We start from the raw sequence: 22,234 nt of genomic DNA on the forward strand, positions 1-22,234 counted from the left end.
CCTTGTTTTTTATCTGCAGCTTATTTGGCTAAAACCGATTCGGGCATTTCTTGACGGACGTTTAAGGAAGTCAGTTTTTTGGTCAAGATGCTCAATACGATGCCGTAGGCAGGCAGGAAGAAGAGGGTGCAGATGGCGAGTTTGAACAGATAATCGACAAATGCGATGCCCTGCCAGTTTGCCGCCATAAATTCATCGTTACTCGTGTAAAAGGCAACGGCGAAAAACACCAGCGTGTCCAACGCGTTGCCGACTACAGTGGAAGCAGTAGGGGCGGCCCACCATGATTTCAGACGGCGTAATCTGTTGAACACGAAAATATCGAGGATTTGCCCGAGCGCATAGGCGGAAAAGCTGGCCAATGCGATACGGCCGACGAAGGTGTTAAATTCGGTTAAAGATGCCCAGCCTGTCCAGTTGCCGTTATGAAAGAGGACGGAGAAGACGTAAGAGAGCAGCAGGGCGGGGAACATCACCCAAAAAATAATCCGTCTCGCCAACGGCGCGCCGAAAATGCGCACGGTCAGATCGGTAGCGAGGAAGATAAAGGGGAAGGAAAATGCGCCCCAAGTGGTAAAAATACCGAAAATTTGAAAGGGGAACTGCACCAGATAGTTGCTGGCGGCAATAATAAAAATATGGAAAAGCACCAGCCAGAAGAGCGCTTTCTTCTGCTGTGCGGCGGTAAATTCGTACATGGAAATCTTTCGGAAGTTTTTTCAGACGGCATGAAGCCTTGCGAGACCGTGCAATAGAGAAAGTCTTGCAATGAAAAGGGCGTTAGGCCGTCTGAACGGGATTATTGTGCATCGTGCTCAAACAGGCGTTTGTGTGCCAAAGCTTCAAACTCTGTGCCTGCTTTGCCGTAGTTGGCAAACGGATGAATGGCGATGCCGCCGCGCGGTGTGAATTCGCCGAATACTTCGATGTATTTCGGATCCATCAGGGCGATGAGGTCTTTCATGATGATGTTGACGCAGTCTTCATGGAAGTCGCCGTGGTTGCGGAAGCTGAAGAGATAGAGTTTCAGGGATTTGCTTTCCACCATTTTGATATGGGGGATGTAGCGGATGTAGATGGTGGCAAAGTCGGGCTGGCCGGTCATCGGGCAGAGGCTGGTGAACTCGGGGCAGACGAATTTGACGAAATAGTCGTTGTCGGGATGTTTGTTGTCGAACGCTTCCAAAATCTCAGGTGCGTATTCGCTCGGGTATTGGGTTTTCTGGTTGCCCAAAAGGGAGATGCCTTGCAGCTCTTCGTTGTTGCGGGACATGAGGTTTCCTTAGTTTTTTAATGTGGGAGGTTTTCGAACCACGGGGTGCGGATTGTAATATAAATTGCATGGCTTGTGCGGATTTTATAGCGATGAATCAGCAGGATAGGTTTCAGACGGCCTGTTTTGTATTTTATGAAACCTGTTTTCCGCTTTACAATAGCAGCCAATCAACAGGCCGTCTGAAAGTATTTGTATGTCTTTAGCCCAACCCAAACGTATTCTGATCATCAAATTGCGCCATCATGGCGATGTGCTTTTGAGCACGCCGGTGGTCGATGCGCTGAAAACCCGTTTCCCCGATTGCGAAATCGATATGCTGGTGTATGCCGGTACGGGACAGCTGATTGCCGATAATCCGCAGATTGCGCAGATTTTTACCCTTGATCGAAATTGGAAGAAGCTGGGCGTATTCAAGCAGTTGGCGTGTGAGAAAAACCTTTTGTCTAAGCTGAAGGCGCGCGATTATGACTGGGCTTTCAATCTGTCTGACCAATGGAGCGCGGCGGTAATCGCCAAACTGTGCGCCCGTTGCAGCGTGGGTTTGGACTGCATCAAGCGTGACGGATTCTGGTGGCGTTTCTGTCATGATTTTATCAACCATGAGCTTGATACCAGCCATCATATCGTTGAAAACCAGTTGAATATCCTCGCGCCGCTTATCCGGCCGGAAGACGTGGCCGATGCGAAAGTGCGCCTTTGGGTGGCACAAGATGCAAGGGAAAGCATGCGGCAGAAATTGCGTGAGCAGGGTTGGAGCGGCGAAGATTATGTGTTGATGCACCCGGGTGCGCGTTGGCATTTCAAATGCTGGGAAGACGGCAAGAATGCCGCCATCGTACAGCTTCTGCTCAACAGCGGACAGAATGTCGTATTGACCGCTTCTCCCGACACTGTCGAACAATACATGCTTCAGGAAATTATAGGCCGTCTGAATATTCCGGAAGGCAGAAAAGTATATGTATTGTCCGGATGCTTGAGTCTGCGTGAATTGGCGGCGGCCATTGAGGGTGCCAAACTGTTTGTCGGTGTCGACTCTGCACCGATGCACATCGCCGCTGCTTTGGATAAACCGCAAATTTCTTTGTTTGGCGCGTCATGGGTGGATAAATGGCGTCCGTATTCCGAGCAGGCGGAAGTCATTTATGCCGGCGATTATGCCGAACTGCCTCACCCCGACAGTATCGATACCAACGATCCGACACGTCTGTTGAAAGCGATTCCGTTGCAGGATGTGTGGGACAAAATTTCAGCCAAATTGGAGGCGTTGGAGGCTTAAAACCGCTTACCACGATCCGTTAAACGTTTTAGCTTTGCGCCAAAACGCCCATTTGGAACGGCGGCCGATTTCCAGCGTGCCGCCGTTTTCGCCGTCTGTGGCAATGCAAACGGTTTTCAGACAGCCTGAAGCGAGTGCGTCCCATAAAGGCGCAAACCAACGGGTTTCCCAGCTTTCCAGAATATCTTTGTATGCACAAACATCGCCTGTTTGTAAGGTGGAAACCAAGTCGTCCAAAAAGATAAGGCCGTCTGAAACCGTGTTGCCTGTTTCTTGAACCATCTCAAACCAAGCCTTCAAATCGTATGGCGCATCGAGTTTGGGCGTATCCGAAAAACGCGCCCATGCGCTGTCTGAAGCGACGATATCCGCAGACTGTGTACCGTCCGCGTCATTCCACAGCCACAAACCGTTGATTTCCGGCAATCCTTGTTGTTCACGCGCTTGGTTAATCTGATGCGTGTGGAGAAACATTTGGATTTCCGTCTGCATGGCCAACCAAGACACCGCATCTTTGCCGTGTGCCTGACCGTCCATTTCCGGCTGTCCGCACACATCCAAAACACATTCCGCGCCCCAATCTTCAATCTTCGGCATACTGAGCAGCCACATGCTTTCGCAAAGTGGCTCGACTTGCCAATCTTTATCTTGATAAAACGCCGACAAATCCGTGCATAACCGTTGCGCCTCCTCTTTTTGGATGCCGATAAACTCGCCGCTGATAATGTTGACATGGTGCATACCCATCTGTTGCCAAACCGGAGAGGCAAAAGCGGCTGTGCGTTTTTGGCTTGTGTGGCGTAAACGTTGCACTTGGGTAATGAGGCTGCCGCTCCACAAATGGCGGCCGTAAAATTCAGACGGCCTGAGTGTTTCTTTGCGCAATATGCCGTAACGCAAAAGACGGTTAAAAGCAGGTAAGGCAAGTGCAGGAACGGATTCGTCGGCAAAACGGTTGAGCGAGGGGAGGGCGAGGGTCAGCTTCATAAGCGCAAATAGATAGGAAAACCGTTATTTTACGCGACAAATGATGCGTTTCGGAACCTTGCCCTTACGCCCTGAAAAAGAGCCGTTCAGACGGCCGGTTTGGAAAAAAACGGGCTGCCATGCTAGAATTCGTGGCGTAAATTTCAGAAAAACAGGGTGTAAATCAACACAATAGCCCTGATAATAACGTCAATCTCAAATACGACCTCATCCATTCCGAATGAAAACCTGATTTTCAGATCGGAAAAAAGACTCAAAGTCCTTTATCCCCAAAACTGTTTAAACCAGCAGGCGGTCGCAGCAGGCCGGATGTGCCGGCATTCTGCAAACCTCAAAAACAGACCGCCCCATTAAGGATAACGCGTGATTAAAAACAAATATTCCACTCGATTCAAAGCAACCCTCTTAGCGTTTCTGCTGCCGGCTTCAGGCATCATGACCGCATACGCCATTACCGACCCTCAACCAGCACATACCGATTTCAAAGTCGAGCGTATTTCCGAAGAGCTGCCTGCCGTTTATGTGGAAACCAATACCTATCAATCCAGCTATTGGGCGCAAGAAGCCGTCCAAGCCGGCGACTCTTTGGCAGACGTTTTGACGCGCATGGGTGTCAACCAAGAAGACATCAAGCAAATCATGGCGAAAAACAATGCCAACCTCGACATGAAAAACCTACGGACCAACCAATCCGTCAACATCCGCATCGATTCTTCAGGCCAAGTGACCGACGTTCAATTCTTTACCGATGAAGAATTGGAACGCAACTTGGTGGCTTTGGAAAAAGTCAAAGGCAAATGGCGCATCTCCAATGCCGAAATCGACATGAAAACCATGCCGACCCTGCGCTCCGTGCAAATCCGCACTTCCGCCATCGGCGATATGCTCCGTGCCGAAATCCCTTCCGAAGTGTATATCCAGCTCAAAGAAATCTTTGCCGATTCGTTCAATATGAGCGACTTGGGCGAAGGCGATACCGTGCGTCTTTTGTACAACAGCATGTATTTCCGCGGCCAGCAAATGGCGGTCAGCGATATTTTGGCAGCTGAAGTGGTTAAAGACGGCAAAACCTACCAAGCCTATTATTACAGCCAAGGCAAAGGCGACGAAGAAAGCGGTAGCTACTACGACCAAAACGGTAAGTCCCTGCAACAAAAAGAAGGCTTTAATACCGAACCTGTTGCATACACGCGCATTTCTTCCCCGTTCGGCTACCGTGTCCACCCGGTCCTGCATACCGTCCATATGCACACCGGTATCGACTATGCCGCGCCGACCGGTACGCCGATTAAGGCCGCTGCCGATGGCGAAGTGATTTTCAAAGGTTGGAAAGGCGGCTACGGTAATACCGTGATGATCCGCCATGCCAACGGTGTGGAAACCCTGTACGGCCACATGAGCGCGTTCAGTCCTGCCGACGGCAGAGTCCGCGCCGGCGAAGTGATTGGTTTTGTCGGTACAACCGGCCGTTCGACCGGTCCGCACCTGCACTACGAAGCACGCGTCAACGGCCAGCCGGTCAACCCGACTACCGTTGCACTGCCGACGCCGAAATTGACCCCGACCAATATGGCCGCGTTCCGCAAACAGCAAAAAGATGCCAGCACGATGTTGTCTACCGTCCGCTCTTTGCCGGTTTCCGTAGCGCAGCTGGATTAAATAAGATACAGGCCGTCTGAATAAGGTTTCTTTCAGACGGCCTTTCCTATTAAAATCGATACCCTCATCAAGCCCACGTTTACTCAGAGAAAACTTATGTCTGCTTATCAGCCCATTATCCAATCCCTGCTTGATACCGACCTGTACAAATTCACCATGCTGCAAGTCGTGTTGCACCAATTCCCGCAAACCCACAGCCTCTACGAATTCCGCTGTCGCAACAAAGAGATGGTGTATCCGCTGGCCGATATTCAAGAAGACTTGGAACGCGAACTCGACTCCCTGTGCCGGCTGCGCTTTACCCATGACGAACTTGCTTATCTGCGCAGCCTGCGTTTTATCAAAAGCGATTTTGTCGATTATCTCGAACTTTTCCAACTCCAACGCCGCTTCGTCCAAGTCAGTCCTGATGACCAAGGCCGTCTGAATATCCGCATCGAAGGCCCGATGATACAGGCGATGTTCTTCGAGATTTTCATTCTTGCCATCGTCAACGAACTCTATTTCCGCCGCTTGGAAACGCCTGCCGTCATCGAAGAAGGCGAGCGCCGTCTGCAGGCCAAAGCGCAACAGCTGAAAGAAATTGCAGCTACACAAAATCCGAATGATCCGCCATTCCTGATTTCCGATTTCGGCACGCGCCGCCGCTACACCCTCGCATGGCAGGAACACGTTATCCGCACCTTGCTGGAAGCCGCTCCCGACATTGTGCGCGGTACCAGCAACGTTTATCTCGCCAAAAAAATCGGCATCACACCAATCGGCACCATGGCGCATGAGTTCCTCCAAGCCTTCCAAGCCTTGGACGTACGTTTGCGCAATTTCCAAAAAGCCGCGCTGGAAAGCTGGGTACACGAATATCGCGGCGACCTCGGTATCGCCCTGACCGACGTGGTTGGCATGGATGCTTTCTTGCGCGACTTCGACCTGTACTTCGCCAAACTCTTCGACGGCCTGCGCCACGACAGCGGCGATCCTTATGTTTGGGGCGACAAAGCCTACGAGCATTACAAAAAACTCAAAATCGACAGCCGCACTAAAATGCTGACCTTTTCAGACGGCCTCGATATTGAGCGTTCATGGGCGTTGCACCAATACTTCAAAGACCGTTTCAAAACCAGTTTCGGTATCGGTACCAACCTGACCAACGATTTGGGACACACGCCTTTGAACATTGTCTTGAAGCTTGTCGAGTGTAACGGCCAATCCGTTGCCAAGCTCTCCGACTCCCCGGGCAAAACCATGACCACCAACAACACCTTCCTCGCTTACCTGCGCCAAGTGTTTGACGTACCGGAGCCGGAAGAGAAAGCCTAAAAACAAAGGCCGTCTGAAATATTCAGACGGCCTTTTTAATTAATCCATATCGCTTTCGGGCAATTCTGCCGAACCCATACGGCGCAGGATGATATTCGTTTTGTTGTGCATCCGTTTGCTCTTAGGATGGTCTGCGTAAAACAGTGGAGCCGGAACGCGCGCCGTGAGCTTGGCGGCTTGTTGGCGGGTGAGGGCGGAGGCAGGTTTCTTGTAGAAATACTGGGACGCCGCTTCCGCGCCGAATACGCCGTAGTGCCATTCGATTGAGTTCAGATACAGCTCAAAAATGCGGTCTTTATCGGTAACGGCTTCCATCATCGCCGTAATGGCCGCTTCTTCGCCTTTGCGGATGTAGCTGCGGCTTTCGTTGAGAAACAGGTTTTTCGCCAGTTGCTGGCTGATGGTCGAGCCGCCGCCTTTGACTTCGCCGCTTTGCTTGTTGCGTTTCATGGCGTATTTGATGCCGTTCCAGTCAAAGCCGCTGTGTTCGGCAAAGTTGGCGTCTTCGGAAGCAATCAGGGCTTTTTTCAGGTTGACCGAAATGCGGTTGTAAGGCACCCAGCGGTAATCCAGTGCGACATCGCGCCCTTCTTGTTCGAACTGCTTCATCCGCATCGACATAAAGGCAGTCCGATGGGGCGCGACGGCGCGGTAGGTGATGATGTTGCCGTACACATAGGCATTGAAAAAGATAAAGATGCCGACGGGCAGGGCAATCAGCCATTTGATGATGCGGAACATGGTTACAGGGCTTTCATGTATTCGATAACAGGGCGGATATCGGGCGTAAATCCGCGCCAAATATGGTAAGAGGCGGCAGCCTGACCGACCAGCATGCCCAGGCCGTCTGAAACTTCGGCCGCGCCGTTGCTTTGGGCAAAGTTCAAAAACGCCAGCGCCGCTTCGCCGTAAACCATATCGTAGGCAAGGCGGCAGTCGCGGAAAATTTCAGGGCTGACGGCCGGAAGCTGACCGCTCAAGCCGCCGGACGTGCCGTTGATGATGATATCGAAACCGCCGTTCAAATCCGCCATCGGGACGGCTTCAATGCCGAAAAGCCGCGCCAATTCCTCGGCTTTGGCGTGGGTACGGTTGGTAATGACGATACGGGCAGGGCGGTGTTCTTTCAATACCGGAATCACGCCGCGCACCGCGCCGCCTGCGCCCAAAAGCAAAATGGTTTTGTCCTCGATGGCAATGTTTTTGACCTGCGTGATGTCGTTGGCCAAACCGATACCGTCGGTATTGTCGCCGCGCAGCTTGCCGTTTTTCAACAGAATCAGCGTATTGACCGCACCGGCTGCCAAAGCGCGTTCGGAATGCTCGTCCGCCAAGTCAAACGCTTCCTGTTTGAACGGTACGGTAACGTTTGCCCCGCAACCGCCTGTTTCAAAAAATGTCGAAACCGCCTGCGCGAAACCGCCGATGTCGGCGCAAATGCGTTCGTATTCAATGTCAACGCCTTCCTGAAGGGCAAACTGCCGATGGATTTGCGGCGACTTGCTGTGTGCAACGGGATTGCCGAAAACGGCGTAACGGGGGAGGGTAGTCATGGTCGTGTTCCAAAAGACGGGACGGCTATTTTATAACGGCGGCGTACAGATGGAAACGATACCGTCTGAAACGGTTGTCAGGTAGCATGATGGAATGTTTGTTTCTTGAAAAAAAGTCATTTCTTTTTTACAATTTAACTTTATTTTGTTGACAAGAACGAAAGGGGCGGACATGAAAAAGATGTTGTGCTTGGCAGTATTTGCATTAGGGTTGGCAACGCCGGCGGTGGCGGCGGATTGGGTGTGGTTAGGTAATGACAGTAACAATACTGCCGTGTTTGGTGATGCAGACAGCCGTACGGACAATAGTGCATGGGTTGAAATGAGGTATGCCAAGCCGAAAAAGCATAGCAATGGAAAATTTTATAATACAGATAAAGGGTTGGAAGAAATAGATTGCAGTGGTAAACGTCGTAGGTCTTTGACGGTAACGTGGTATTCCGAATCGGGAAACTCTATCGGTTCTAAGACACCATCCTATGCCGAATGGGATTATGTTATTCCAGGTACGCTTGGAGAGAGTATGTACAAATTTGTCTGCAACCGTTATCCCCGCTGACCGTTTTCAAACCAAACAACAGATGCCGTCTGAACTGCTTTCAGACGGCATCTGTTTTGTCGGCATTCGGACAAAAGGGCGGGCATTCCGCTTTTGAACAGACAAACTGAAGCATATTGTTGACAATCTTGCCGTCTGAAACTATATTTCATTGCGTAAAAACGGGTGCCCTGATGTATTTCAGACGGCCTTACCGTGGTAGAATAACAACTTAAACCCATTCCCTCAGGAGCTGAAGATGTCCATCAAAGACGCTGTAAAACTGATTGAAGAAAGCGAAGCCCGCTTCGTAGATTTGCGCTTTACCGATACCAAAGGCAAGCAGCACCACTTTACCATCCCCACCCGCATCGTCCTCGACGATCCCGAAGAATGGTTTGAAAACGGTCAAGCGTTTGACGGTTCGTCCATTGGCGGTTGGAAAGGTATTCAGGCTTCCGATATGCAGCTGCGTCCCGATGCGTCTACAGCCTTCGTCGATCCTTTCTACGACGATACCACCGTTGTCTTTACCTGCGACGTTATCGATCCGGCCGACGGCCAAGGCTATGACCGCGACCCCCGCTCTATCGCACGCCGTGCCGAAGCTTACTTGAAATCTTCCGGTATCGGCGACACCGCCTATTTCGGCCCAGAGCCTGAATTCTTCGTTTTTGACGGCGTAGAATTTGAAACCGATATGCACAAAACCCGTTACGAAATCACTTCCGAAAGCGGCGCGTGGGCAAGCGGTCTGCATATGGACGGTCAAAATACCGGCCACCGCCCGACCGTCAAAGGCGGTTACGCACCTGTTGCGCCGATTGACTGCGGTCAAGACCTGCGCTCCGCGATGGTAAACATTTTGGAAGAACTCGGCATCGAAGTCGAAGTCCACCACTCTGAAGTCGGCACCGGCAGCCAAATGGAAATCGGTACCCGTTTCGCCACCTTGGTCAAACGCGCCGACCAAACCCAAGACATGAAATATGTGATTCAAAACGTTGCCCACAACTTCGGCAAAACCGCCACCTTTATGCCCAAACCGATTATGGGCGACAACGGCAGCGGTATGCACGTCCACCAATCCATCTGGAAAGACGGTCAAAACCTGTTTGCAGGCGACGGCTATGCCGGCTTGTCCGATACCGCCCTTTATTACATTGGCGGCATCATCAAACACGCCAAAGCCCTGAACGCGATTACCAATCCGTCCACCAACTCCTACAAACGCCTCGTGCCGCACTTTGAAGCGCCGACCAAACTGGCTTATTCCGCCAAAAACCGTTCCGCTTCCATCCGCATCCCGTCTGTGAACAGCAGCAAAGCACGCCGCATCGAAGCGCGTTTCCCCGATCCGACAGCCAACCCGTACTTGGCGTTCGCCGCCCTGCTGATGGCGGGTTTGGACGGTATTCAAAACAAAATCCATCCGGGCGATCCTGCCGATAAAAACCTGTACGATCTGCCGCCGGAGGAAGACGCGCTTGTCCCGACCGTTTGCGCTTCTTTGGAAGAAGCCCTCGCCGCCCTCAAAGCCGACCACGAATTCCTCCTGCGCGGCGGCGTGTTCAGCAAAGACTGGATCGACAGCTACATCGCTTTCAAAGAAGAAGACGTACGCCGCATCCGCATGGCACCTCATCCTCTGGAATTTGAAATGTATTACAGCCTGTAAAACAGCTGAGGCATTTTAAATAGGAAACCAAAGGCCGTCTGAAACTGGATTTGAAGTTTCAGACGGCCTTTAAATTTGAATTGGCTAGGGTATTCTGATTTACCATGATAGCGAGAAGCAATAAATCATGCTGTTTGAAAACCTTTATGGAATCGGCGCCTTGTGTTAAATTGTGCTAACGAAATCATTTAATCAAAAAGGTTATACAGAATGAAGAAAATAATTGGTTTGGCCATTGCTGCGGCATTTGGTTTGAGCGCGTGCAGTAATTTGGATCACAAAACCGCGCACGAGGTCATGTCGATTTCCAATGACCGTATTTTAAAAGAAGACCACAGCTTTAACATCACAGGCAGCTCCAGGGTATATATCAGCCCATTGGCTGAAGCTGTATTGGCAGATGAAAAGGTAGAAGAGAAAGCTAAAGCGGAAGTAGAGGGTGCCAAAGCAAAAGCAGAGGATGCGGCAGCCTCTATGGAAAACACTCAAGAAGAAGATGATCCTTTGAAACAGGACTTTTCTGAAAAAGAGGAAGCCGAGTTCCGCAATGCAATGCTTGATGCCTTGCCGGATGGCAGCATTGTACAAGTTGCCATTAATTATCTGGATAAATATCCCGCTATATCAAGCTACATAGAACGGACTCATCTGAATTATGAGGTGGCTGTTGACCTATCAACGCGTCAGTTTGAGATGATTCCTGAATTGGCCATCAACAACCACAATGAAAAACTTAGTATCAAACTTCCTATGAAACTGGATGCGGAAAAATGGGAAATTTATATGGATCCGCCCGCCAGTGCTGCTGCCATTATTAGTGTGTACACCGATGAGAAAATCGGCAAACGTTTGATTAAAGAACCTTTAAAAGTGAGTTTGAAAGATAGTGCTGATTTGAAAGGCGTGCCTTTTGATCATATCGCTGAAGCGGCAATGCGTGCTTGGTTGAGCATTAATAAGTCTCTACCTGCTGATGCATATGTATTCAAAGAAATGGATGAATTTGGTAAATCACACAAAGCACGTTATCGAGTGCGTTATGTCATGAAGCCTGAACATGATTCTATCGTAATGAAGGCAATGGCTAAGGCTTTTGATGAAGAGTTGTCGAAATTGCAGAAAACGCCACAACCTGGATCAACAGAAGAAGAGTATCAGAAAGCAAAAGAAAATTTCAGTGCATTCTCTAGTTTAAGCGAAAGTATTCAACCACTTAACTTCAAACAGGTATTCGGCAAAAATCCTGTTACTGACTATTATCTCGACCGCAAAGGCCGCATGTTGGCTTCCCGCATGTATATGCAAATCAATGGGATAGATAAGGCCATTAATATTATCGGCGACAGTGTGTACAGTAATTACGGCAAACCGGTCTTCAAATTTAATCCGCAAGGTAAAGGCATTACTTGGGAAGAGCTGAAAGAGTCTTTCGATTCGGATAAGAAAGAAGAAGATTAAAGCCTCGGGCCGTCTGAAAGGATATTTAATGATATTTTCTGTTTTCAGACGGCATGTTTGATAAGGAAAACCATGTTTGCAAATTTTGATTTAGGCGTATTCTTGCTGGCAGTATTGCCCGTGTTGTTGGCCATTACCGTGCGCGAAGTGGCACGCGGTTATACGGCGCGGTATTGGGGCGACCATACCGGCGAGCAGTTTGGGCGGTTGACCCTCAATCCGCTGCCGCACATCGACCCTGTCGGTACGATTGTCGTGCCGCTGGTGTGTCTGATGATAGGCAGTTTTCTGTTCGGCTGGGCGCGTCCTATGCCCATCGATTCGCGCAATTTCCGCGATCCGCGCCGTGCGTGGCGTTGGGTGTCGATTTCAGGTCCGATTGCCAATCTGATTTTGGCGTTTTTTTGGGGCTTTGTCGTCGTATTGTCCGCGTATGTGCCTGAGTCTTATCAAGCGCCGTTGGTGCAGATGGCCGGTTACGGCGTGATGGTGAACTCGATTTGGGTCGCATTCAGCCTGATTCCGATTTTGCCTTGGGACGGCGGTATTTTTATTGATACCTTCCTTAACGCCAAACAGTCCATGCAGTTTCGTAAAATCGAGCCATACGGCACATGGATTATCCTGATTCTGTTGTTTACCGGCCTGCTGGCCAAACTGATTTGGCCGATTATCGCCATGATTCAGGCCGCAGTGCAGATGGTTGTCATGCTGTTTATTTAAATATTTTGGCTGAAAAAGGCCGTCTGAAACTCAGTTTCAGACGGCCTTTTTCATTGTGCAACATGTAAATACGATTGGAAAAGTTGCTTAAAAATTGTACAATTTCAGCCCTTTCAATTTGGCGCAAACATCATGCACATCGGCGGCTATTTCATTGACAACCCTATCGCACTCGCCCCCATGGCAGGTATTACGGACAAACCGTTCCGCCGGATTTGCCGCGAGTTTGGCGCAGGGTGGGCGGTATGCGAAATGCTGACCAGCGATCCGAGCTTGCGCCATACCAAAAAAACCTTGCGCCGCAGCGATTTTGAAGGCGAGGGTGGAGTTGTGGCCGTGCAGATTGCCGGCAGCGATCCGCAGCAGATGGCGGAAGCCGCACGATATAACGTCGGCTTAGGCGCGCAGGTCATTGATATAAACATGGGCTGTCCGGCCAAAAAAGTCTGCAATGTGCAGGCGGGCAGCGCGTTGATGCAAAACGAGCCTTTGGTTGGCGAAATCTTGGAAGCCGTTGTCAACGCGGTGGACGTACCCGTTACCCTCAAAACCCGTTTGGGCTGGCACGACGAACATCAAAACTTGCCGACCATCGCCAAAATCGCCGAAGAATCGGGCATTGCAGCCCTTGCCATCCATGGCCGCACCCGTACGCAGATGTACAAAGGCGAAGCGCGTTACGAACTGATTGCCGAAACCAAAGGCCGTCTGAACATCCCCGTTTGGGTCAACGGCGATATTACTTCGCCGCAAAAAGCCGCCGCCGTCCTCAAGCAAACCGCTGCCGACGGCATCATGATAGGGCGCGGCGCACAAGGCAGGCCGTGGCTTTTCCGTGATTTAAAACATTACGCCGAACACGGCGTTTTGCCGCCGGCCTTAAGCTTGACAGAATATAATGCCACTATTTTGAACCACATCCGCGCCATGCATGAATTTTATGGCGAAGTGGCCGGCATACGCATCGCCCGCAAACACATCGGCTGGTATATCGATGAAATGCCCGACGGCGAACAAACACGCCGGGAAATTAACTGCTTGGACAGCGCCACAGCACAATACGATACCCTTGCCGCCTATCTTGAGACGCTTTCAGAAAAAACCGACCGTTGGGTATGCCACTATCGGGAAGGCTAAAGGGTTTCAGACGGCCTTATCATCTAAAAAACAAATCTATTTAAAAACAAATCCAAAGAAAGACATCACGATGAATCAAACGACTACTGACATTGCGCAATGTATTGAACAAAACCTGAAGCAATACTTCAAAGACTTGGATGGCACGGAACCTTGCGGCGTGTACGATATGGTGTTGCACCAAGTTGAAAAACCGATGCTGATTTGCGTGATGGAGCAATGCGGCGGCAACCAATCTAAAGCGGCGGTCATTTTGGGGTTAAACCGCAATACCTTGCGCAAAAAGCTGCAGCAGCATGGTTTATTGTAATAGGGAGGATAGGGCAGACATTTCTGCCTGCCTATAATGAAAGAACCGGCTGGGTCATTTATCCATCAGTTAGATATTTTTTGGATTCGTTGACACAATCAAAATAAAAACAGCTTGAAAAGGCTTCAGGCCGTCTGAAAACCAGAGAAGAAACGATTAATTTTTTTACCATGAGTTGAACCATGCTTTACCAAATACTCGCATTGTTAATCTGGGGCAGCTCGTTTATCGCTGCCAAGTATTCCTACGAGATGCTTGACCCGACGCTGATGGTTGAGGCGCGGTTGCTGATTGCCGCGTTGATGGTGCTGCCGTCGTGCCGCCGTCATTTGGGTAGGATTCCGCGGAGCGAATGGAAGCCGTTGTTGTGGATTTCCTTTGTCAACTACGTTGTCGTTTTGATGCTTCAGTTTATCGGTTTGAAATATACATCCGCTGCCAGCGCGGTTACCATGGTGGGGCTGGAGCCTTTGCTGGTGGTCTTTGTCGGTCATTTCTTCTTCAACGACAAAGCCAAACTTTACCACTGGATTTGCGGCGCAGTGGCGTTTGCAGGCGTGGGCATGATGGTCATGGGCGGTGCAGAAGAGGGCGGTACGATTGACTGGTTCGGCTGTCTGTTGATTTTGCTTGCGGGATTGGGCTTTGCAGGCGTGATACGTCCGAGCCGGCAGATGGTTGCCCGTATCGGTGCGCCTGCATTTACCGCGGCTTCCATGGCGGTGGCGGCGGTGTTGTGTCTGCCGTTTTCGCTGGTGTTGGCAGACAGCTATCAAATCAACTGGTCATGGGGCGGTACGCTGTCGATTTTATATATGGGGATTGGCTGTAGTTGGCTTGCCTATCTGTTGTGGAACAAAGGCATGAACACAGTCCCTGCCAACGTCTCCGGCCTGCTGATTTCGCTTGAGCCTGTCATCGGCGTTATCATGGCGGTGTTAATTTTGGGCGAACATTTAAGTGCTATGTCTGCGATGGGCATTACCGTGGTTATTGTGTCCACTTTTGTCGCCGGTATGTTGGCGCGTGTCAGCAACAAACACAAAAAGGCCGTCTGAAAACAGTTTCAGACGGCCTGAAGTAAGCTTCAATAAAACATTTTGGGAAAATTTCTATGAAACGCATCATCTCCCTGCTTTTGCTTGCCTGCCCTATTTTGGCGTTGGCTGCACCCGATAACGACAAAGCCGCCGTACAGGCCGTCATTGCCAAGTATTACAACCGACCGCTTGCCGCGCACAAATGCCAGCTCGCCAAGCCGCCGAAAGACAGTGAGACAGCATCTGACAATATTATGTATTGCATGAAACCTGTTGCCGATCATACCGTAACGCGCAACGGCAAAGCCACGCGCTATGTGTTGTACACGGGTTTTGCCTACGATATGGAACAAAAAGTAAAACAGGACGCCCATGCTTCTTCCGGTCTGGCAGAATTGTTTGTTTTGGAGAAAGCAGACGGCAAGTGGGCAATTAAACAGCACGGAAAAGATGAAATCGGCGCATGGGGCGAGACACCGGAGAATAAGGATTGGCGGTTTGTCCAGATGGGTGAGCAAAACTGGGGCTACACTGTCGAATCAGGCTATACGGGTCAAGGCGAAACGACAACCGGAGAAAATTTCCTGTTTACCGATAATAGCAACCGTGTTCATAAAAGCTTCATTATCAATGGTAGAGATAACGGCGCATATTACGGCAATTGCGATGAATATAAAGGGCGCGAAAAACGCCTCTGCGAAGACACGTTTGTCAGCCTGGAAGCCAAAATTGCTTTTGACAAAAGCCGTCCTGCCGTATCCGGCGTATGGGCGTTGACTGCAAAACTCAGCGGTGTATCAGGAAAGAAAAATTATAAAAATCAGAAATATATTTTCCCTTATAACGGCAAAACCCACGTTGCCCCCAAAAACTATCCCTTAGGCGGACAATAGAACCACAAAACCCATGTTCACAGGAGGGAAATAATTGAGAAAATTTTTTGTCACTGCAGCAATAATTATATTTACTATATTATTTAATAAATATGATCAACAGAATTGCATGAAAAAAATAATTTTTATAAATAATAAAGTTCACTTGTTTAAAACTCAGAAAGGAAGATACCCATCTAATTTAAGCGAGATTAATATTTATCCACATGAAATTTTAGGATGTAATTTTTTTAGCTATAACGTGCCTGGCTGGGGGAATTGTAATTACATATCGTATAACCACGGACACTATATTTTAAGTATAGATAGTGTTTTCAATGGTTGTTTAACAGAGTCTGAAGACGAGTCTATTTATTTAAACTCAGGGAGATATGATTTCTAAAAGTCGGCAGCGACATCAATATCCGCAGCCGCGAGGGCGACATTACCGTCCAAGGCAGCAACATTACTGCGGGCGATACCATCCGCCTCGATTCCGCACGCGACATCCGGCTGCAGTCGGCCCAAGACAGCCAACATATAGTTCCCTTAAAAACGCTTTGATCAAACCATTACTACCTCAAGTCAAATCCCGTGAAAGACACTCATAAACTCTGGGCCGCACTCATCATTACCGGCATTATCGGCGGCATGGTCGGCATTGTATTAACCGAAATCATGCACACAATTCAACATCTTGCCTACGGTTACGGTTCAGACGGCCTATACGTTTCATTCCGAGAGGGCGTAGCGCAGGCAAGTTCGGAGCGACGTATCGGCGTGATGGCCTTTTGCGGCGCGGTGGTCGGCTTGGGGTGGTGGTTGCTCAAACGCCACGGCAGGTCGTAACCGAGCATTAAAGCCGTGGTTAAAAATCCGCTCGCCGGTTTTCCGTTTTTTGAAACTGTCAGCCATGCCCTGTTGCAAATCATTACCGTCGGGCTTGGTTCGCCGCTCGGCCGCGAAGTTGCACCGCGCGAAATGACCGCCGCCTTTGCTTCAGTAGGTGTCAACCGTTTCGGGTTGCGCGAAGACGACGCAAGGCTGGTCATTGCTTGCGCCTCGGGTGCAGGTTTGGCGGCCGTGTATAACGTGCCGCTCGCCTCCACACTTTTTATCCTCGAAGCCATGCTGGGCGTATGGACGCAGCAAGCTGTCGCCGCCGCATTGCTGACTTCAGTCATCGCCACCGCCGTCGCGCGCATCGGCTTGGGCGACGTGCAGCAATATCATCCGGCCAACCTTTCCATCAACACATCATTACTTTGGTTTTCCGCCATCATCGGCCCGATACTGGGCGCAACTGCCGTCTTTTTCCAGCGCACAGCCCAAAAGTTTCCCTTCATCAAGCGCGACAACATCAAAATCATTCCCTTGGCTGTCTGTATGTTTGCACTCATCGGCACGATTGCCGTTTGGTTTCCCGAAATTTTGGGCAACGGCAAAGCAGGCAACCAACTGACCTTTGGCGGTTTGACCGGTTGGCAATACAGCCTTGAGCTGACCGCCGTCAAATGGGCGGTCGTCTTGATGGAGCTGGCGGCAGGGGCATACGGCGGCCTGATTACGCCGTCGATGATGCTCGGCAGCACCATTTCTTTTGCTGCCGCCGCCGCGTGGAACAGCGTCTTCCCCGAAATGCCGTCTGAAAGCGCGGCAGTCGTCGGAGCGGCGGTGTTTCTCGGCGTATCGCTCAAAATGCCGCTGACCGCCATCGTCTTTATTTTAGAGCTCACCTATGCCCCCGTTGCCTTACTCATGCCCTTATGCGTAGGCATGGCAGGCGCAGTATGGGTAGCAAAGAAAATGGGATTTAAATAGACAAAAGCAAAAGGCCGTCTGAAACCAAGTTTCAGACGGCCTTTTGCAATAAAATTGTTAACAATATTTGCAAAAACCTACTGCCAAAAATGCGAAACTGGGGGATAATACCGCCCTGAAAATTCATCCCATACTGATTAAACCTTCAACAAAGGAAATCCAAATGCCTTCCATCAAACGCGCGCTGATCAGCCTGTCCGACAAGACTGGTGCAGTCGAATTTGCCCAAACCCTGCACAAGCTCGGTGTCGAAATCCTCTCCACCGGCGGCACGGCGAAGCTGCTTGCCGATGCGGGCGTTCCCGTGATTGAAGTTGCCGACTATACCGGCTTCCCCGAAATGCTCGACGGCCGCGTGAAAACCCTGCATCCGAAAATTCACGGCGGTATTCTCGGCCGTCGCGATTTGGACGAACACGTCGCCAAGATGGAAGAACACGGCATCGGCAATATCGACCTTGTGTGCGTCAATCTTTACCCCTTCGCCGCCACCATCGCCAAGCCTGACTGCACGCTGGAAGACGCGATTGAAAACATCGACATCGGCGGCCCGACCATGGTGCGTTCCGCCGCGAAAAACTGGAAACACGTCGCCATCGTTACCGATACCGCCGATTTCCCTGCCATCGCCGCCGAACTCGAAGCCAACAATGGCGCATTGAGCGACAAAACCCGCTTCAACCTCTCACGCAAAGCGTTCAGCCACACCGCCCAATACGACGGCATGATTTCCAACTACCTGACCTCGCTTTCAGACGACGTCTTGAGCGGCCAGCCCCAAATTGGCGAATTCCCAAGCCAGTTCAACCAAAGCTGGATTAAAGTGCAAGACATGCGCTACGGCGAAAATCCGCACCAACGCGCCGCGTTCTACCGCGATATTGACCCCGCCGCAGGCAGCCTTTCCGCCTACAAACAACTGCAAGGCAAAGAATTGTCCTACAACAACATCGCCGATGCCGATGCCGCTTGGGAAGCCGTCAAATCCTTCGACGCGCCCGCCTGCGTGATTGTGAAACACGCCAATCCGTGCGGCGTCGCCGTTGCAGCCGATACCTTGACCGCCTACAAGCTCGCCTACGCCACCGACACCACCAGCGCGTTCGGCGGCATCATCGCCTTCAACCGTGAAATCGACGGCGCAACCGTCAAACAAATTACCGACAATCAGTTTATGGAAGTCCTGATGGCGCCGAAGTTCACCGCTGAAGCCCTCGAAATCGCCGCCGCCAAGAAAAACGTGCGCGTATTGGAAGTGCCTCTTGAAGCAGGCGCAAACCGCTTCGAACTCAAACGCGTCGGCGGCGGACTGTTGGTACAAACGCCCGACATCTGCCGCATCAGCCGCGCCGATTTGAAAGTCGTCTCCAAACGCCAACCGACCGAGCAGGAATGGAACGATTTGCTGTTCGTCTGGAACGTCGCAAAATACGTCAAATCCAACGCCATCGTGTTCGGCAAAGGCGGTCAAACCTACGGCATCGGCGCAGGTCAAATGAGCCGCGTGGACAGCACCCGCATCGCCGCCCGCAAAGCGCAAGATGCCAATCTCGACCTCAACGGCGCATGTGCCGCATCCGATGCCTTCTTCCCATTCCGCGACGGCGTAGATGTCATTGCCGAGCAGGGCATCAAAGCCATCATCCATCCGGCAGGCTCGATGCGCGATCAAGAAGTTTTCGACGCGGCGGACGAACACGGCATCGCGATGGTAGTAACGGGTGTGCGCCACTTCCGCCATTAAGGCGGATGAACAAGGCAATGCCGTCTGAAGGGCTTTCAGACGGCATTTTTGCGCCATTTACCGTAATCCTGAAACCCGTCACTCCCGCGAAAGCGGGAATCCGGTCCGTTCGGTTTCGGTTTTTTTGAGGTTTCGGGTAATTTCCAAATCGTCCTTCCCGCGAAAAACAGAAAATCAAAATACGAAGGTAGGAATGACGGCGGAGGCATTTCTGTTTTTTCGATAATGCCATAACTTTGAAATTCGCCATTCCCGCGCAGGCGGGAATCCGGTCCGTTCGGTTTCAGTCATTTCCAAAAATTGCCGTAGCGTTAAGTTTCTAGATTCCCACTTTTGTGGGAATGACGAAGGAGTGGGAATGGCGAAAGTGGAGGGAATCCAGACCTGCCGGCACGAAAACCTGCATCCCGTCATTCCCGCGAAAGCGGGAATCCGGTTTTTGAATTTCGGTCATTTCCGACAAATTGCTTTGGCATTGAATATTTCCTATTTTAATCCACTATATCCAATCGCCGCACCGAAACTTTAAAAAATAAATACATTCTTTAACAAAAAATCACATTTCAGCCAAACAAATCTGCTAAAATCCTCAGCACTCGTTAACAATGTTTTTAATAATTTAATCTTAAATATTTGGAATTGATATGTATACAGCCACCAAAAACCTTCTCTTCTCTTCTCTTCTCTTTTCTTTTCTTCCGCAGCGCAGGCGGCAAGTGAAGACAACGGCCGCGGCCCGTATGTGCAGGCAGATTTGACTTACGCCTACGAACACATTACCCACGATTATCCTGCCGACAACGCCAAACTCTTCGACGACTACCGAGACATCAAAACCCACTCCACACACCCCCGCCTTTCCGTCGGCTACGATTTCGGCAACTGGCGCATCGCCCTCGATTACGCCCGTTATAATACTTGGGAACATGGCAAGCATATTCATGCGGAACAAACAAAAACATACGCTAATGGAGCTGTTACCGCCAAAATAGAAGCGGACAATACCGACAAAGGCACATTTAAAGCCGAATCCGGCTACGGCATCTCCGCCATCTACGATTTCGACACCGGCACCCGCTTCAAACCCTATGCCGGCGTACGGGTTGGTTTAGGCAAAATCAGACACAGCATTTCTTTAGAAGGTACGAAAACTACTACCATTAACAATATCGTGAGAGGTCCGGAAAAAGCCTATGAACCCATCCACGAAAGCCACAGCATCCGCCGCGTGGGCTTCGGCGCGGTGGCAGGCGTAGGCATAGACATCACGCCCAACCTAACCTTGGATACCGGCTACCGCTACCACTATTGGGGACACCTGGAAAACACCCGCTTCAAAACCCACGAAGCCTCATTGGGCGTACGCTACCGCTTCTGATTCCCCGATTCCGATGCCGTCTGAACCTTCAGACGGCATTTTTGATGCACTCGCCATTTACAGGCGCGGGGTGGGCGCAGTGAAATACCCGGACCGTCATTCCCGATATACCGTAATCCATGCGGCCTATTTAGGCCGCATTTTTTTATGCTTAGATTATGTTTTGGGTTTATTCGATGAATTAATCGTCATAGTAGCCAAAGAGAAATGAAAATATCTTTAGCAGTCTGTTGCAATTTAAAAGGCCGTCTGAAACATCATTTGATGTTTCAGATGGCCTTTCATTTATTCGCACGATATGCCATTAATCCCAAATATTTGCGCGTTCGACTTCTTTCCATGCGTCTAGAATCAGGCTGCCGTCGTTGTCTTTCAGTAAGGCGGCATCTGAGAGCATACGGCGCCAAGTGCGGGCATTTTTTAGGCTGTGCATCAAGCCCAGTGCGTGGCGGACGATATGGCGTAGGATGGTACCGCGCCCTGAGGCGATTTGTTCGCGGCTGTATGCGTATAGCCAAGCTGCTAAATCTGCGTATTGGATTGGTGCGTGTGTGTCGTTGTAAAACCGTGCATCCCAATCGCGCATCAGCATTGGATTGTGATAAGCCTCGCGCCCGATCATGACGCCGTCGACAAATTTCAGATGTTCGGCGATTTCTTCATTGGTGGTGATGCCACCGTTAATCAAAATTTCCAAGTCGGGGAACTCTTGTTTCAAACGGTAGACGTATTCATATTTGAGTGGCGGAACTTCGCGGTTTTCTTTCGGGGACAAACCGTCCAGCCAAGCATTACGTGCATGGACGATATATGTGCGGCAGGCTGTTTTTTCACGAAGCATTCCTACAAAATCTGCCACAACTTGATATTCTGTTTGTCTGTCTACGCCGATACGGTGTTTGACTGTTACTGGAATTTCAACTGCATCCTGCATCGCGTTCAAACAATCTGCCACCAAATCTACATCATTCATCAGGCAAGCGCCGAATGCGCCTTTTTGTACGCGTGGGCTGGGGCAGCCGCAATTTAGGTTAACTTCGTTATAGCCATACGTCTCAGCCGCTTTGGCAGCGATTGCCAAGTCATGAGGATCTGAGCCGCCAAGCTGTAAAGCTACCGGTTGCTCGCCTTCGTTGAAACTCAAAAAGCGGTCTTTATCTCCGTAAACCACTGCGCCTGAATTGACCATTTCGCTATAAAGCCAAGTATTGCGTGTAATTTGTCGCGCCATAAAGCGATAGTGTCTGTCTGTCCAATCGAGCATAGGTGCGACAGACAAGCGGCGGGAAGGTAGGGAAGAAGCAGACATTGAGATGACTTTCAAACAAAATAACGCATTATATAGTGTATTAAATTGACTTTCGATATCGTCCGGTAAATCAAAATGATATATAAGGTATTACTGGGTGCCGCCGTGTTGTAGCTGAGGCTAAATCTATTCATAGTGGTGGAAATCCAATATTCAGA

The 22,234-nt window shown here is 50.3% G+C and carries 21 protein-coding genes, 1 pseudogene and 1 riboswitch; of the genes and pseudogenes, 16 read left to right on the plus strand and 6 right to left on the minus strand.

What is annotated here, in order from left to right; all coding sequences use genetic code 11:
- Window positions 1-20: 20 nt before the first annotated feature.
- Both FAH67_RS00375 and queF read right to left on the minus strand, forming a co-directional pair.
- Entirely contained in the window at window positions 21-698 is a 678-nt protein-coding gene (locus tag FAH67_RS00375; protein WP_003680094.1) for a 7-cyano-7-deazaguanine/7-aminomethyl-7-deazaguanine transporter, read from the minus strand.
- Between the two features lie 101 nt (window positions 699-799).
- Window positions 800-1,273, minus strand: coding sequence for a preQ(1) synthase (gene queF / locus FAH67_RS00380; protein ID WP_003680093.1), 474 nt, complete (start codon window positions 1,271-1,273; stop codon window positions 800-802).
- A 3-nt stretch (window positions 1,274-1,276) separates the two neighbouring features.
- Window positions 1,277-1,321, minus strand: a riboswitch (PreQ1 riboswitch).
- A gap of 148 nt (window positions 1,322-1,469) precedes the next feature.
- Here queF and rfaQ point away from each other — a divergent pair.
- On the plus strand, window positions 1,470-2,552 hold the full coding sequence (gene rfaQ / locus FAH67_RS00385) for a putative lipopolysaccharide heptosyltransferase III (protein ID WP_003680091.1): 1,083 nt from the start codon (window positions 1,470-1,472) through the stop codon (window positions 2,550-2,552).
- Between the two features lie 6 nt (window positions 2,553-2,558).
- Here the strand turns inward: rfaQ and FAH67_RS00390 are convergent, their stop codons facing one another.
- Window positions 2,559-3,539: a hypothetical protein gene (locus FAH67_RS00390; RefSeq protein WP_003680087.1), complete on the minus strand. Its 981-nt coding sequence runs from the start codon at window positions 3,537-3,539 to the stop codon at window positions 2,559-2,561.
- A 363-nt stretch (window positions 3,540-3,902) separates the two neighbouring features.
- Between FAH67_RS00390 and FAH67_RS00395 the strand changes: the two genes are divergently transcribed.
- Window positions 3,903-5,198, plus strand: coding sequence for a M23 family metallopeptidase (locus FAH67_RS00395; protein WP_003680085.1), 1,296 nt, complete (start codon window positions 3,903-3,905; stop codon window positions 5,196-5,198).
- A 96-nt stretch (window positions 5,199-5,294) separates the two neighbouring features.
- Window positions 5,295-6,515, plus strand: coding sequence for a nicotinate phosphoribosyltransferase (pncB, locus tag FAH67_RS00400; protein ID WP_003680084.1), 1,221 nt, complete (start codon window positions 5,295-5,297; stop codon window positions 6,513-6,515).
- A 39-nt stretch (window positions 6,516-6,554) separates the two neighbouring features.
- On the opposite strand, the gene mtgA is transcribed toward pncB, so the two are convergent.
- Both mtgA and aroE read right to left on the minus strand, forming a co-directional pair.
- Complete coding sequence (gene mtgA / locus FAH67_RS00405) at window positions 6,555-7,256, minus strand: monofunctional biosynthetic peptidoglycan transglycosylase (protein WP_003680083.1); 702 nt, start codon at window positions 7,254-7,256, stop codon at window positions 6,555-6,557.
- Between the two features lie 2 nt (window positions 7,257-7,258).
- Window positions 7,259-8,068, minus strand: a complete 810-nt coding sequence (gene aroE, locus FAH67_RS00410; RefSeq protein WP_003680082.1) for a shikimate dehydrogenase — start codon at window positions 8,066-8,068, stop codon at window positions 7,259-7,261.
- Window positions 8,069-8,240: 172 nt separating this feature from the next.
- Between aroE and FAH67_RS00420 the strand changes: the two genes are divergently transcribed.
- From FAH67_RS00420 to FAH67_RS00480, 13 genes and pseudogenes are all read left to right on the plus strand, one after another.
- Window positions 8,241-8,627 carry a surface-adhesin E family protein gene (locus FAH67_RS00420; protein WP_003680081.1) on the plus strand — a complete coding sequence of 129 codons (387 nt, stop codon included), beginning with the start codon at window positions 8,241-8,243 and terminating at the stop codon, window positions 8,625-8,627.
- 238 nt (window positions 8,628-8,865) lie between these two features.
- Complete coding sequence (gene glnA, locus FAH67_RS00425; protein ID WP_039863760.1) at window positions 8,866-10,284, plus strand: type I glutamate--ammonia ligase; 1,419 nt, start codon at window positions 8,866-8,868, stop codon at window positions 10,282-10,284.
- Between the two features lie 210 nt (window positions 10,285-10,494).
- Window positions 10,495-11,742 (plus strand): hypothetical protein, encoded by a 1,248-nt coding sequence (locus FAH67_RS00430; RefSeq protein ID WP_003680074.1) that lies wholly within the window; start codon window positions 10,495-10,497, stop codon window positions 11,740-11,742.
- Window positions 11,743-11,814: 72 nt separating this feature from the next.
- Window positions 11,815-12,465 carry a site-2 protease family protein gene (locus tag FAH67_RS00435; RefSeq protein WP_049351143.1) on the plus strand — a complete coding sequence of 217 codons (651 nt, stop codon included), beginning with the start codon at window positions 11,815-11,817 and terminating at the stop codon, window positions 12,463-12,465.
- Window positions 12,466-12,597: 132 nt separating this feature from the next.
- Window positions 12,598-13,602 carry a tRNA dihydrouridine synthase DusB gene (dusB, locus tag FAH67_RS00440; protein WP_003680069.1) on the plus strand — a complete coding sequence of 335 codons (1,005 nt, stop codon included), beginning with the start codon at window positions 12,598-12,600 and terminating at the stop codon, window positions 13,600-13,602.
- Between the two features lie 70 nt (window positions 13,603-13,672).
- Window positions 13,673-13,912: a Fis family transcriptional regulator gene (locus FAH67_RS00445; protein WP_003680068.1), complete on the plus strand. Its 240-nt coding sequence runs from the start codon at window positions 13,673-13,675 to the stop codon at window positions 13,910-13,912.
- A gap of 182 nt (window positions 13,913-14,094) precedes the next feature.
- The gene (locus tag FAH67_RS00450; RefSeq protein WP_003680067.1) at window positions 14,095-14,970 is read left to right on the plus strand and encodes a DMT family transporter; all 876 of its coding nucleotides are present in this window, start codon (window positions 14,095-14,097) and stop codon (window positions 14,968-14,970) included.
- Window positions 14,971-15,026: 56 nt separating this feature from the next.
- Window positions 15,027-15,845: a hypothetical protein gene (locus tag FAH67_RS00455; protein ID WP_112890753.1), complete on the plus strand. Its 819-nt coding sequence runs from the start codon at window positions 15,027-15,029 to the stop codon at window positions 15,843-15,845.
- Between the two features lie 423 nt (window positions 15,846-16,268).
- A complete protein-coding gene (locus tag FAH67_RS00460) occupies window positions 16,269-16,388 on the plus strand; it encodes a hemagglutinin repeat-containing protein (protein WP_232500810.1) in 120 nt (39 codons plus the stop codon).
- A gap of 87 nt (window positions 16,389-16,475) precedes the next feature.
- Window positions 16,476-17,645: pseudogene (locus tag FAH67_RS00465) on the plus strand (chloride channel protein).
- Window positions 17,646-17,808: 163 nt separating this feature from the next.
- Window positions 17,809-19,389: a bifunctional phosphoribosylaminoimidazolecarboxamide formyltransferase/IMP cyclohydrolase gene (gene purH, locus FAH67_RS00470; protein ID WP_039863759.1), complete on the plus strand. Its 1,581-nt coding sequence runs from the start codon at window positions 17,809-17,811 to the stop codon at window positions 19,387-19,389.
- A 358-nt stretch (window positions 19,390-19,747) separates the two neighbouring features.
- A complete protein-coding gene (locus FAH67_RS11445; RefSeq protein WP_003680054.1) occupies window positions 19,748-19,918 on the plus strand; it encodes a hypothetical protein in 171 nt (56 codons plus the stop codon).
- A gap of 213 nt (window positions 19,919-20,131) precedes the next feature.
- Window positions 20,132-20,767 (plus strand): opacity family porin, encoded by a 636-nt coding sequence (locus tag FAH67_RS00480; protein ID WP_003680052.1) that lies wholly within the window; start codon window positions 20,132-20,134, stop codon window positions 20,765-20,767.
- Window positions 20,768-21,071: 304 nt separating this feature from the next.
- On the opposite strand, the gene dusA is transcribed toward FAH67_RS00480, so the two are convergent.
- Entirely contained in the window at window positions 21,072-22,076 is a 1,005-nt protein-coding gene (dusA, locus tag FAH67_RS00485) for a tRNA dihydrouridine(20/20a) synthase DusA (protein WP_050772625.1), read from the minus strand.
- Between the last annotated feature and the right edge of the window lie 158 nt (window positions 22,077-22,234).

Origin of the sequence: Neisseria flavescens, assembly GCF_005221285.1 — a bacterium.
GTDB lineage: Bacteria > Pseudomonadota > Gammaproteobacteria > Burkholderiales > Neisseriaceae > Neisseria > Neisseria flavescens.